The sequence below is a fragment of the Delftia sp. ASV31 genome, from assembly GCF_016428765.1.
GTDB lineage: Bacteria > Pseudomonadota > Gammaproteobacteria > Burkholderiales > Burkholderiaceae_C > Comamonas > Comamonas acidovorans.
The window spans coordinates 43,746-56,022 of the sequence record NZ_JAELTK010000014.1; the positions used below are offsets into that span (position 1 = coordinate 43,746).

The window sequence follows — 12,277 nt, forward strand, 5'->3', positions numbered from 1 at the left end:
CCACGCCTGCGCCCGATTTCTCTATCCAAACTGTTTCCGCCAGCCGACTCCTGCGCTGCAGCGCCTTGTCATGCAGCCGGCAGATAGCGTCCCCATTCCTGCGGCAGCTGTGGCAAAACCACAGCCAGCGCCTGCATCAGCCATGGCGCCAGGGCTGAATCCTGCCACCACTGCCCCTGGTGCAGCGGCGTGTAGCTGATCACCATCGTTGCCACCAGGGCCAGCAGCGCCCCGCGCAGCACGCCGAACAGCGCGCCCAGCGTGCGGTCCACGGGCCTCAGGCCCACCGCCTCGATCAGCCGGCGCGACAGCCAGGACACCAAGCCCCAGCCGAACAGCGCCAGCACGAACAACAGCACAAAGCCTGCGGCGTAGCGCAGCTGCATGTCCCAGTCCTGCATGGGCAGCCACAGCGCCACGTCGGCCGCCCAGATGCGGGCCACGACAAAGGCCACCAGCCAGCCCAGCAGAGACAGCACCTCGTACACCAGCCCGCGCCAGGCGCCAAGCAGCATCGAGGCCAGCACGCAGGCCAGCAAAACCCAGTCCACCGTGGACATACGCTATTTCTGTGCGCCCGTGCTGCTTTGCAAGATGTACGTCACCGCGTCAGAGCTTGATCACCGACGCCGGCAGGCCCTGGCCCTTGACGCGCGCCGCCGCCTTGTCTGCTTCGGCACGGCCGTTGAACGGGCCCACACGCACCCGCGTGCGCTTGCCGTCCTTGGTGTCCACCACCTGCGTGAAAGTCTTCAGGCCCGCCAGCTCCAGCTTGGCGCGAATTTCCTGGGCCTTGCCGGCGTCGGAGAAGGCACCGACCTGCACGATGAAGCGTTCGTCCGTCGCCGCGGCCGCCGTTGAAGCGGCGGGCGCGCTGCGTCCTTCCAGCAGGGCGCGGGCACGCGCGGCATCGTCGCTCCTGGACGGCTCGGGCTTGGGTTCGGGCTTTGGCTTGGGCTCGGGTTTCGGTTCGGGCTTGGGCTCCGGCTTGTGCTCGGGTTTGGCCGGCTCAGGCTTGGGCTTGGGTTCCGGCTTGGGCTCGGGTTTGGTCTCAGGCTTGGCGGCGGGCTTGGGCTCCGGCTTTGCCTCGGGCTTCGCTTCAGGCTTGACCGGAGCCACCTGGGAAACGGGAGGCGCCACAGGCATGGACGGCACGGACGGCGCCGATGGCCTGCCCATGGGAACCTCTTCCTCATCGGCACCCAGCGAAGCCTGGGCCGACACGCGGCCCGTCGGCGCAGCCGCGCCATGCGAATGGGCGTCCACGGCATTGGCGCCGGGCACGACCAGGGGCGCAACCTTGTCGCGGTCAGGAATCTCGATGGGGATGTCTACGGGAATCGGGCGCGGCTGGGTGTCGAACAGCAGGGGGAAACCCACCACGCCCGCCAGGACCAGCACGGCAGCGCCGATGAGGCGGTGGCGCGCCCGGCGGCGCATGACATCGACGCTTTCCGCCTGTCCCAGCCGTGTGGGCCGCCTCGATGCGGACGACGAATCACCGTCGTCTTTTTTGCCGGGCCAACGAAAATTGAAAAATGCCATGGAGTGCGGACTCGTTCATATCGGCCACCACAGCGGCCACGATGGCCGCCTGCGGTGCGGATCACTGGATTCAGGTGCCCAGATGCTTGGCGTTCAGCCGGGGCGGGCCGTCCTGCAGCACGCCGCCCACCGTGAAGAACGAGCCAAAGACCACGATTCTATCAGTGGGACCTGCAGCCAGAACCGCTGCATCCAGCGCCAGCTGCGGGTTTGCGAAGGTGGCCACCGACAGCTCGCGGGGCACGCCGGGCGCGGGCGGCAGGGCTTCGATCTTCTGGCGCAGCACCTCGGCGCTCTCGGCGCGCGGCGTGGGCAGGTCGGTCAGGTACCAGCGGTCGATCAGCGGTGCGATCCTGCCCAGCATGGGCGCCAGGTCCTTGTCGTGCATGGCGCCGAACACCGCATGCGTGCAGGGGAAGTAGCCCATGGCGTCGAGGTTGGCCGTCAGCGCCGCCACCGAATGCGGGTTGTGCGCAACATCCAGCACCAGCGTGGGCTGGCCCGGAATGATCTGGAAACGCCCCGGCAGCTCGACCATGGCCAGCCCCGTGCGCACGGCCTGGGCCGTGACCGGAAGGCGGCTGCGAATGGCTTCGAGCGCGGCCAGCGCACCCGATGCATTGACCAGCTGGTTGGCGCCGCGCAGCGCCGGATAGGCCAGGCCCGCATAGCGCCGCCCGCGTCCGGCCCAGCCCCACTGCTGCTTGTCGCCCGAGAAGTTGAAGTCCTGGCCCAGGCGCCAGAGATCGGCGCCAATGGCCTGTGCATGGTCCAGCACGCTTTGCGGCGGCATGGGATCGCTGACCACCACCGGCCGGCCGGCGCGCATGATGCCGGCCTTCTCGCGGCCGATGCTCTCGCGGTCCGGGCCCAGGAATTCCACATGGTCGATGTCGATGCTGGTGATGACGGCGCAATCGGCGTCGATCACATTGGTCGCATCCAGCCGTCCGCCCAGCCCCACTTCGAGAATCGCCACATCCAGCCTGGACTGGCTCATCAGCCGCAGGATGGCCAGCGTGGTGAATTCGAAATAGGTGAGCGCCACTTCCGTGCCCTGCACGCGCGCCTGCTCCACGGCCTCGAACTGCGGCAGCAGCTCGGCGGCCTTCACGATCTCGCCGCCCACGCGGCAGCGCTCCTCGAAATGCACCAGATGCGGCGATGTGTAGACGCCGGGGCGAAAGCCCGACTGCAGCGCCACGGCCTCCAGCATGGCGCAGGTCGAGCCCTTGCCATTGGTGCCTGCCACCGTGATCACGGGGCAGTCGAAACGCAGGTCCAGGCGCTGGGCGACTTCGCGCACGCGATCCAGGCCCAGCGCGATATTCTTGGGGTGCAGGCGCTCGCAATATGCGAGCCATGCATCCAATGTGGGAAATGAGGTGTGCATACTGCGCGCTATTGTTACCCAGGGACAGTGTCCTTATGGGGTCCTCGCCATCCATTGACTGCGGCAACTGCAACCAATCATGACCACCTCACACACTGTGACGCTCTACGGCATTCCCAACTGCGACACCGTCAAGAAGGCCCGCGCCTGGCTTGCCGACCAGGGCATCGCCTACGAATTCCACGACTTCAAGAAACAGGGCGTCCCTGCCGCACAACTGCCTGCCTGGATGCAGGCCGTGGGCTGGGAAAAGCTGCTCAACCGCCAGGGCACGACCTGGCGCAAGCTCGACGCTGACACCCAGGCCGGCGCCCAGGATGCGGCCGGTGCCGCAGCCCTCATGCAGCAGCAGCCCAGCGTCATCAAGCGCCCGGTCGTCCGATGGCCGCAGGGACGCATCACCGTGGGTTTTGCGCCCGATACCTGGGCAGAGCTGGCCCACGAGGGCAAGCGCTAACACTGCCGTCAAGCCTGGAACAGCTTATTACGTGGATTTACGTGGCCGCAAACAGCTTTTCGGGTCCGAGGAATACACTTGCATGGAGCCTGGCAGGAAGTACCGCCAGCGCAACAGGAGTGCAATCATGAAATCCCTGGTTCTTTTGACGCTGGCGGCCACGACCGCCACCGTAGCCCTGGCCCAGGAGCAAGGCCGGGTGCTTTCCGTGACCCCGGTGACGCAACAGGTGGCCGTGCCCCAGCAGGTCTGCCGCGATGAGAACGTCTACTCGGGCCAGCGCAGCACCTCGGGCGCGGGCGCCGTGCTGGGTGCGCTGGCGGGCGGCGTGGTAGGCAACGCCATTGGACACGGCGGCGGACGCGCTGCGGCCACGGCAGCCGGCGTGATTGGCGGCGCCATGCTGGGCAACCAGGCTGAAGCCTCGGGACAGCAGCCCCAATACCAGACGGTGCGCAACTGCACCACCCAGACCTACTACCAGAACCGCGCCGTGGCCTACGACGTGGTCTATGAGTACGCGGGCCGCAACTACACGACGCGGACCGCCACGCCGCCTGGCGACTGGATCGCACTGAGCGTGCAGCCCGCCGCCAACAGCGGCGCCTACGGCAGCAATGGTTACTACAGCACCAACCAGCCGCCCCAGGCCGCGTACTCCACCACGCCCGTGCCGCCGCCCGTGGTCTATGAAAACAATTACTACGACGGTGGTTACTACCCGGTCCAGCCGGTGCAACCGGTGTATTCGGCCGGTGACTATGTGGCGCCCGTGGTGATTGGTGCAGCCCTTGCTGCCGGCGTGTACTACGCCTCGCGCCCCAGCTATCACGGCTGGCGCGGCGGCTACCGCCATGGCTGGCGCCGCTGAGGCCGCCATGCGCTCGCCCCGCAAGCCCCGACAAGGGGCTTTTTGCATGGCGGCGGCCAGCACGTACGGGCAGCGGCCGGGTGCTGGCCTAAAATGGACGGTTTAGTCCACCCTCTGCCCAGCTTCCATGACCACCGAAACCATCTCTGGCATCACCCTGACCACCAAGGCCAATGTCTATTTCGACGGCAAATGCATCAGCCACGGCTTCACGCTGGCCGATGGCACGAAGAAGTCTGCCGGCGTGGTGCTGCCCAGCCAGCTGACTTTCGGCACGGCCGCTGCCGAGATCATGGAGTGCGTGGCCGGCTCCTGCGAGTACAAGCTCGACGGTTCGGACCAGTGGCTGACCTCCAAGGCCGGAGAGTCCTTCCAGGTGCCTGCGAACTCCAAGTTCGACATCCGCGTGACCGAGGCCTACCACTACATCTGCCACTACGCCTGAGCGCGTGAGCGCCTGAGCAGACCGACGCATTCGACATGACGGCGCCAAGGCGCCTTCCGTGTTTTCCGGCAGCCGCGTCCCGCACGCCAGCCGCCATCGTTTTTGAGAGAAGCATCGTATGGAAACCATCCTGCAAAACGTTCCCGTCGGCCAGAAGGTCGGCATCGCCTTCTCGGGCGGCCTGGACACCAGCGCTGCCCTGCGCTGGATGAAGAACAAGGGCGCCCTGCCCTACGCCTACACGGCCAACCTGGGCCAGCCCGACGAGGCCGACTACGACGAAATCCCCCGCAAGGCCATGGAGTACGGCGCCGAGCAGGCACGCCTGATCGACTGCCGCTCGCAGCTGGCCGGCGAAGGCATTGCCGCCATCCAGGCCGGCGCCTTCCACATCTCCACGGGCGGCATCACCTACTTCAACACCACGCCCCTGGGCCGTGCCGTGACCGGCACCATGCTGGTGGCCGCCATGAAGGAAGACGACGTCAACATCTGGGGTGACGGCTCGACCTTCAAGGGCAACGACATCGAGCGCTTCTACCGCTACGGCCTGCTGACCAACCCCGCGCTGAAGATCTACAAGCCCTGGCTGGACCAGACCTTCATCGACGAGCTCGGCGGTCGCGCCGAGATGTCGGCCTTCATGACCAAGGAAGGCTTCGGCTACAAGATGAGCGCCGAGAAGGCCTACTCGACCGACAGCAACATGCTGGGCGCCACGCACGAGGCCAAGGACCTGGAGTTCCTGAACAGCGGCATCCGCATCGTCAACCCCATCATGGGCGTGGCGTTCTGGAAGCCCGAAGTCGAGGTCAAGGCCGAGGAAGTGTCGGTGACCTTTGACGAAGGCCGCCCCGTGGCCATCAACGGCAAGGAAATCGCCGACCCCGTGGAGCTGTTCCTGGAAGCCAACCGCATCGGCGGCCGCCACGGCCTGGGCATGAGCGACCAGATCGAGAACCGCATCATCGAAGCCAAGAGCCGCGGCATCTACGAAGCCCCCGGCATGGCCCTGCTGCACATCGCCTACGAGCGCCTGGTGACCGGCATCCACAACGAGGACACCATCGAGCAGTACCGCATCAACGGCCTGCGCCTGGGCCGCCTGCTGTACCAGGGCCGCTGGTTCGACCCGCAGGCCATCATGCTGCGAGAAACCGCCCAGCGCTGGGTGGCCCGCGCCGTGACCGGCACCGTGACGCTGGAACTGCGCCGCGGCAACGACTACTCCATCCTGAACACCGAATCGCCCAACCTGACCTACGCTCCCGAGCGCCTGTCGATGGAAAAGGTCGAGGACGCGCCCTTCAGCCCCGCCGACCGCATTGGCCAGCTGACCATGCGCAACCTGGACCTGATGGACACGCGCGACAAGCTGGCCATCTACGCCAAGGCCGGCCTGCTGTCGCTGGGCACCAGCACCGCCCTGCCCCAATTGGGCGGCAAGGAATGACCTACACCCCCTGAGCGGCTGACGCCGCTTCCCCCTCTCTACTCGCTTCGCGAGGGAGGGGGACGACGCCCTCGCTGCGGGGCGGCCCTTGCTCGGCGTCCCTGGCATGGGACGCGCCCGCCAAGCACGCGACGCCATGGGCCAGAAAATCGCACACTTGCATCCCACAAGCCGCCGCAAGGCGGCTTTTTTACGCCCTTGCTACCAGCGCGCGCCCTCGAAGCGCTGCACGAGAAAATCCAGCAGCGCGCGCACGGCCACCGGCAGGTGACGGCGCGAGCTGTACAGCGCATGCACGGTCAGCGGCTGCGGGCGCCAGTCCGGCAGCACCAGCTCCAGCTGGCCGGCCTGCAGCATGGGCTGGACCAGGTAGGTTGGCTGCAAGGCGATGCCCGCACCCTCGACGGCAGCGGCGGCCAGCACGGTGGCTTCGTTGGCGTTGAACCAGGTGGTGACGGCGATCTGCTGCTCATCGCTTTCGTCGTCACGCCGCGCCAATTGCCAGACATTGCGGCCCACGCGCATATGGCCCAGGCAGCGGTGGGCCTGCAACTGGGCCGGTGTCTGCGGCCGCCCTGCCGCGTCCAGGTAGGCGGGCGAGGCCACCAGCACCGATTCGCACACGGCCAGCGGCCGGCCGATGAGTGCCGCGCCGGGATCGGCGCTGATGCGTATGGCCAGGTCGATGCGCTGCTGCACCAGGTCCAGCGCGCCGTCGTCCACCAGCAGGTCGATCTTGAGGTGCGGGTGCAGCCGCATGAACTGCGCAATGGCCGGCGCCATCTGCGCATGGCCGAAGGACATGCTGCAGGTCACGCGCAGCAGGCCGCGCAACTGGCTGTCGCCGGCGCGCATCTCGCCTTGCACCTCATCGGCCAGGGCCAGCATCTGCTGGCTGTAGCGCAGGCACTGCGCACCGGCATCGGTGAGCGAGACGCGGCGCGTGGTGCGGTGCAGCAGGCGCGCGCCCAGCCACTGCTCCAGCGACTCCACATGGCGCGTGGCCATGGCACGCGACAGGTCCAGCCGCTCGGCCGCCGCCGTGAAGCTGCCGCATTCAGCCACCGTGGCAAACACCTGCATCGCCAGCAATCGGTCCATGGATCTGCTCTATTTCTGCAACAAACAAGCGCATATTCTGCGGTTTATCTGCTCGATTTCAAAAACTAAAGTACGGCACATGGCAGCACGGCGCTGCCACCCGTTTTCTGTCTTGTGCTTTTTTCAAAGGAAATCGACATGCTTCGCACCACCGTGCTTTCGCTCACCCTGGCCCTGTCGGCCGGCCTGTCCCATGCCCAGGCGCCCGCCCCGCTGCAGATGAAGGTCTACCAGGCCGACGAACACAGCTTTGCCGTGACCTCCACCCTGATCACCGGCGCCAAGGAGGCCGTGGTCGTGGACAGCGGCTTCACCCGCGCCGACGGCCTGCGCATTGCCGCCAATGTGCTGGACAGCGGCAAGCAGCTGACCACCATCCTCATCAGCAATGCCGACCCCGACTACTACTTCGGCGCCGAGGTGCTGAAGAACCTGTTCCCGCAGGCCAAGGTCGTGGCCACGCCCGCCGTGCGCGAGAAGATCGAGTCCAAGCTGCAGGGCAAGCTGGCCTTCTGGGGCCCCAAGATGGGAGCCAACGCCCCCAGCCATCCCGTGCTGCCCGAGGCCCTGCAGGGCAATACGGTGACCGTGGACGGCCAGACTCTGGAGCTGCGCGGCACCACCGGCCCGCTGGCACACCGCCCCTATGTCTGGGTGCCTGCGCTGCAGGCCATCGTCGGCAACGTGGGCGTGTTCGGCAACCTGCATGTCTGGACGGCGGACACGCAAAAGAGCGCCGAGCGCAAGGCCTGGCTGGCGCAGCTGGACGAGATGCAGGCCCTCAAGCCCGCCGTCGTCGTGCCCGGCCACATGCAGGCCGGCACCGCCATGGACGCCAGCGCCATCGCCTATACACGCGACTATCTCCAGCGTTTCGAGGCCGCCGCCGCCAAGGCCGCAAACAGCGCCGAGCTGATCGGCGCCATGAAGCAGGCCTACCCGCAGGCCGGCATGGCGCTGTCGCTGGACATTGGCGCCAAGGTGAACAAGGGCGAGATGCCCTGGTAAGCAGGCACTTTCACAAAAATCCTCATGGAACCTGCATGCTGCAGCCTTGATCCAACGAGTTGCCGCCCTCATTCGTCGTGGCGGCAGGAGGTGCAGCCATGAAATACATGAAGCATTGGCAGGACCCGATCAATGTCCTGCTGGGAGCCTGGTTGGCGGTCTCGCCCTGGGTGCTCGGGTTCCAGGACCAGATGGCGCCCACGGCCAATGGCGTGGTCATCGGCCTGGCGCTGATTGCCGCTGCGCTGGGGGCCATCTTCATGCCCCGCGCGTGGGAGGAATGGACCGAAGGCCTGCTGGGACTGTGGATGGTGATCTCGCCCTGGTTGCTGGGCTATGCCGGCCAGATGGATGCCATGCGCAATGCCGTGGTGTCCGGCGTGGTGGTCATGGTGCTGGCGCTGTGGGTGCTGATGACCGACAAGGACTACATGGGCTGGCGCAGCAGCCACTCCGCCCACTGATGCGCTGAAGCACTGAAGCGCTGATACAAGGCAAGCAAAGCGGCCCGCAGGCCTCCGTGGTCTGCGGGCCGCTGTTTTCTTGAGGCCGTCGATCGATCAGACCACGACGGGCTCGGGCTCCAGGCGGATGCCGAATCGCTCGTAGACGCTGGTCTGTATCGCGCCGGCCAGCGTCATGACCTCGCCCCCGGTGACGCTGCGGTCCACGCTGTGCCGGTCGCCCCGATTGACCAGCACCAGGGCCTGCTTGTCATACACCCCGGCGCGGCCCATGGATTTGCCCTTCCAGCCGCAGGCATCGATCAGCCAGCCGGCGGCCAGCTTGATGGAGCCGTCGTCCATGGGGTAGTGCACGATCTTGGGCTCGCGGGCAATGATGTCGGCGCACTGCTCGGGCGTCACCGTCGGGTTCTTGAAGAAGCTGCCGGCGTTGCCGATCTGATCCGGATCGGGCAGCTTGGCGCGGCGGATCTCGCAGACCCAGTCGAAGATCTGGCGGGCCGTGGGCTCGGCCACGCCGGCCTCGGCCTGGCGGCGCTGCAGGTCCAGGTAGCCCAGGCCGGGCTTCCACTCCTTGGGCAGGGCCAGGCGCACGCGCGTGATCACGGCGCGGCCCTTGAGGCCCATGCCGCGCGGCGGCACGCCGCTCATGCGCGCCCGTGCCACGGGCGTGGGCTCGGCCGGGGCGTGCTTGAACACCGAGTCGCGGTAGCCGAAGGCGCATTGCGCGGCATCCAGCGTGAAGGATTCACCCGTGGCCAGGTCGATGGCATCCAGCGACTCGAAGCGGTCCTGCAGCTCCAGCCCGTAGGCGCCGATGTTCTGCACCGGCGACGCGCCTACTGTGCCGGGAATCAGCGCCATGTTCTCCAGGCCGCCATAGCCCTGCGACAGGGTCCAGGCCACCAGGTCGTGCCAGCGCTCGCCGGCACCGGCCTCGACGATCCAGTGGCGATCGGTCTCGCGCAGCAGGCGCATGCCCGCTATCTCCATCTTGAGGACCACGGGGTCGACATCGCCCGTGATCACCACGTTGCTGCCGCCGCCCAGCACGAACACGGGCTGGCGGCCCCACAGCGGATCGGCCAGGAAATGGCGAATATCCTCGTCGCTGCGCACACGCACCAGGGTGTGGGCACGGGCGGCGATGCCGAAGCTGTTGCAATGCTGCAGCGGAACATTTTTCTCGACTAACATCAGCCGGATTGTCGCACCGCGTCCCCACGCCTCCGGCACCGTGCCCGCATCGCCCGGTCCCGCGCTGCGATACTTTTTCAGAACATTTACAGGAAATATTTGTCATGCCTTCTTTTGACACCGTGTGCGAAGCCGACTTCGTCGAAGTGAAGAACGCCGTGGAGAACACCGCCAAGGAAATCGGCACGCGCTTCGACTTCAAGGGCACCTCGGCCGCCATCGAACTCAAGGACAAGGAAATCACGCTGTTCGGCGATGCCGACTTCCAGCTGCAGCAGGTCGAGGACATCCTGCGCAACAAGCTGACCAAGCGCAGCGTGGACGTGCGCTTCCTGGACATCCAGAAGGCACAGAAGATCGGCGGCGACAAGCTCAAGCAGACCATCAAGGTCAAGAACGGCATCGAGGCCGAACTGGGCAAGAAGCTGCAAAAGCTGATCAAGGACAGCAAGCTCAAGGTGCAGGCCGCCATCCAGGGCGACGCCGTGCGCGTCACGGGCGCCAAGCGCGACGACCTGCAGGCGGCCATGGCCCTGATCCGCAAGGACCTGGCCGACCATCCCCTGTCCTTCAACAACTTCCGCGACTGATCGCCCGGCAATCCACCCCTCCAGCACAAGCCCCATGCGCCACCTGCGTGCCGTACTTCTGAGCCTGGCCGGCGTGGCCGCTGCGCTTCCGCCGCTGGCGGCAGCGCAGTCCGTGGCACTCAGCGGCGTGCTAGGCAGCAAGGCCCTGCTGGTCATCGACGGCGGCACGCCGCGCGCGCTGGCGGCCGGCGACAGCCTGCAGGACGTGCGCGTGCTGCAGGTATCGGGCGACACGGCCGAGGTGGAAATCAAGGGCCGCCGCCATACATTGCGCCTGGGCGAAGCGCCCATCAGCCTGGGCGGCCGGGGCGCGGCAGCGGGCGATCCCGCGCTCGGCCGGCGCGTGGTGCTCAAGGCCGACAACCGGGGCCATTTCATCGAACGCGGCCAGATCAATGGCAAGACCATGGTCTACATGGTGGACACGGGCGCCAGCTCGGTCGCGATAGGCCGGTCCGACGCCGAACGCATGGGCCTGCCCTTTCTCAAGGGCCAGCCCGTGATGATGCGCACCGCCAATGGCGACGCCCAGGGCTGGAGCCTGCGGCTGGACTCGGTGCGCGTGGGCGATGTCGAGGTCTTTGGCGTGGACGCCGTGGTCGCCCCTCTTGCCATGCCCTATGTGCTGCTGGGAAACAGCTTTCTGGCCCACGTCCAGATGACCCGCCAGGGCAGCGAGATGGTGCTGGAGCGGCGCTGATGCGGCCTGCACGCGCCCCGTTTTCTGCACCCCGCCACCGATGAGCAGACGCCCCGACGATTCCTACGAAGACCTGCTGGGCCTGTGGTCCGACCTGGAGGCCGCGCTGTCCGTGCTGCTGTCCGCGCCGCTGCAGGTGCAGGGCTTCCTGGTCAAGCTGCAGCAGATCGACCTGTGGCTGCAGGAGTTGATCGCCCACGACAGCGATGCCGCGCTGTACCTGATGTTCCAGCGCGCCTGCTCCTCCACCGTGGGCTACAGCGCCTCCCATGCCCTGGTCTGCGCCTGCCTGTGCCATGTGCTGGCGCGCGAGCTGCGCCTGAACGAGACCGAGCACCGCACCCTGGTACGCGGCGCGCTGACCATGAACATCGGCATGAACGCGCTGCAGGACGAACTGGCGCTGCAGCGCGAGCCGCTGACCCCCGCCCAGCAGCAGGCCGTGCAGCGCCATCCGCTGCAAAGCCAGGCCCTGCTGGCGCGTCTGTTCGTCAACGACACGCTGTGGCTGGAACTGGTGGCCCGCCACCATGAAGCCGTACCCCAGCAGCCCTTGGCCACACTGCCCCCGGTGCAGCGCCTGGTACGCATCCTGGGCACGGTGGACCGCTACGCGGCCCTGATCAGCCCGCGCAAGTCACGCGAAGGCCGCAGCGCCGCCGAGTCGCTGCGCGCGCTCACCCAGCAGCAGCGCTACTCCGACGAGGTGGGCTTCGCGCTGGTGCGCGCCGTGGGCCTGTGCCCGCCCGGCACCTACGTGCGGCTGGACAACGGCGACATCGCCGTGGTGCTGCGCCGTGGCGAGCCGCCGCAGCCGCCGCTGGTGGCCAGCGTGATCGGCGCCGATGGCGCCAGCCTGTATCCGCCCGTCATCCATGAAGGCGAGGACGGCCCCCGCATCCGCTCGGCACTGGCGCGCGCCGCCATCACGCTGGAGCTGGACCCGCGCACGCTGGCGCAGCTGGGCGTGCTGGCCGCACGCGGCAGCCAGTCGCTGTACCGCATGGTGCAGGTGCCGGGCAACATCTGAAGCGCCTGCCACGCGCATGTGGC

Annotated in this window: 14 protein-coding genes; 9 read left to right on the forward strand and 5 right to left on the reverse strand. The window is 67.1% G+C overall.

Going from position 1 to position 12,277, the window contains the following annotated elements; translation table 11 throughout:
* Window positions 1-68: 68 nt before the first annotated feature.
* The 3 genes from JHD82_RS07500 to folC form a co-directional block, all read right to left on the reverse strand.
* On the reverse strand, window positions 69-560 hold the full coding sequence (locus JHD82_RS07500) for a CvpA family protein (protein WP_012206569.1): 492 nt from the start codon (window positions 558-560) through the stop codon (window positions 69-71).
* Between the two features lie 49 nt (window positions 561-609).
* Window positions 610-1,545: an SPOR domain-containing protein gene (locus JHD82_RS07505; RefSeq protein ID WP_199135870.1), complete on the reverse strand. Its 936-nt coding sequence runs from the start codon at window positions 1,543-1,545 to the stop codon at window positions 610-612.
* A gap of 70 nt (window positions 1,546-1,615) precedes the next feature.
* Window positions 1,616-2,938: a bifunctional tetrahydrofolate synthase/dihydrofolate synthase gene (folC, locus tag JHD82_RS07510; RefSeq protein WP_013801586.1), complete on the reverse strand. Its 1,323-nt coding sequence runs from the start codon at window positions 2,936-2,938 to the stop codon at window positions 1,616-1,618.
* A gap of 79 nt (window positions 2,939-3,017) precedes the next feature.
* Here folC and JHD82_RS07515 point away from each other — a divergent pair, with 79 nt between their 5' ends.
* The 4 genes from JHD82_RS07515 to argG all read left to right on the forward strand — a co-directional run bounded on the left by JHD82_RS07515 (window position 3,018) and on the right by argG (window position 6,164).
* On the forward strand, window positions 3,018-3,395 hold the full coding sequence (locus tag JHD82_RS07515) for an ArsC family reductase (RefSeq protein WP_199135871.1): 378 nt from the start codon (window positions 3,018-3,020) through the stop codon (window positions 3,393-3,395).
* 127 nt (window positions 3,396-3,522) lie between these two features.
* On the forward strand, window positions 3,523-4,266 hold the full coding sequence (locus JHD82_RS07520; RefSeq protein ID WP_199135872.1) for a glycine zipper 2TM domain-containing protein: 744 nt from the start codon (window positions 3,523-3,525) through the stop codon (window positions 4,264-4,266).
* Between the two features lie 127 nt (window positions 4,267-4,393).
* On the forward strand, window positions 4,394-4,711 hold the full coding sequence (locus tag JHD82_RS07525) for a pyrimidine/purine nucleoside phosphorylase (RefSeq protein WP_012206574.1): 318 nt from the start codon (window positions 4,394-4,396) through the stop codon (window positions 4,709-4,711).
* A 118-nt stretch (window positions 4,712-4,829) separates the two neighbouring features.
* Entirely contained in the window at window positions 4,830-6,164 is a 1,335-nt protein-coding gene (gene argG / locus JHD82_RS07530; RefSeq protein ID WP_012206575.1) for an argininosuccinate synthase, read from the forward strand.
* 201 nt (window positions 6,165-6,365) lie between these two features.
* Here argG and JHD82_RS07535 read toward each other — a convergent pair whose 3' ends face one another.
* Complete coding sequence (locus JHD82_RS07535) at window positions 6,366-7,265, reverse strand: LysR family transcriptional regulator (RefSeq protein WP_034363649.1); 900 nt, start codon at window positions 7,263-7,265, stop codon at window positions 6,366-6,368.
* 138 nt (window positions 7,266-7,403) lie between these two features.
* Between JHD82_RS07535 and JHD82_RS07540 the strand changes: the two genes are divergently transcribed.
* Together JHD82_RS07540 and JHD82_RS07545 are read left to right on the forward strand one after the other, a co-directional pair.
* Window positions 7,404-8,273 carry an MBL fold metallo-hydrolase gene (locus tag JHD82_RS07540; protein ID WP_012206577.1) on the forward strand — a complete coding sequence of 290 codons (870 nt, stop codon included), beginning with the start codon at window positions 7,404-7,406 and terminating at the stop codon, window positions 8,271-8,273.
* A gap of 98 nt (window positions 8,274-8,371) precedes the next feature.
* Window positions 8,372-8,737, forward strand: a complete 366-nt coding sequence (locus tag JHD82_RS07545; protein ID WP_199135873.1) for an SPW repeat protein — start codon at window positions 8,372-8,374, stop codon at window positions 8,735-8,737.
* Window positions 8,738-8,833: 96 nt separating this feature from the next.
* Here the strand turns inward: JHD82_RS07545 and murB are convergent, their stop codons facing one another.
* The gene (gene murB, locus JHD82_RS07550; RefSeq protein WP_063325857.1) at window positions 8,834-9,934 is read right to left on the reverse strand and encodes a UDP-N-acetylmuramate dehydrogenase; all 1,101 of its coding nucleotides are present in this window, start codon (window positions 9,932-9,934) and stop codon (window positions 8,834-8,836) included.
* 104 nt (window positions 9,935-10,038) lie between these two features.
* Here murB and JHD82_RS07555 point away from each other — a divergent pair, with 104 nt between their 5' ends.
* Genes JHD82_RS07555 through JHD82_RS07565 form a run of 3 tightly spaced genes read left to right on the forward strand, consistent with a single transcriptional unit; the run spans window position 10,039 to window position 12,254 of the window.
* The gene (locus JHD82_RS07555; RefSeq protein WP_012206580.1) at window positions 10,039-10,524 is read left to right on the forward strand and encodes a YajQ family cyclic di-GMP-binding protein; all 486 of its coding nucleotides are present in this window, start codon (window positions 10,039-10,041) and stop codon (window positions 10,522-10,524) included.
* A 34-nt stretch (window positions 10,525-10,558) separates the two neighbouring features.
* Window positions 10,559-11,224 (forward strand): TIGR02281 family clan AA aspartic protease, encoded by a 666-nt coding sequence (locus JHD82_RS07560; protein ID WP_199135874.1) that lies wholly within the window; start codon window positions 10,559-10,561, stop codon window positions 11,222-11,224.
* A 40-nt stretch (window positions 11,225-11,264) separates the two neighbouring features.
* Window positions 11,265-12,254: an HD-GYP domain-containing protein gene (locus JHD82_RS07565; RefSeq protein WP_199135875.1), complete on the forward strand. Its 990-nt coding sequence runs from the start codon at window positions 11,265-11,267 to the stop codon at window positions 12,252-12,254.
* Window positions 12,255-12,277 lie beyond the last annotated feature (23 nt).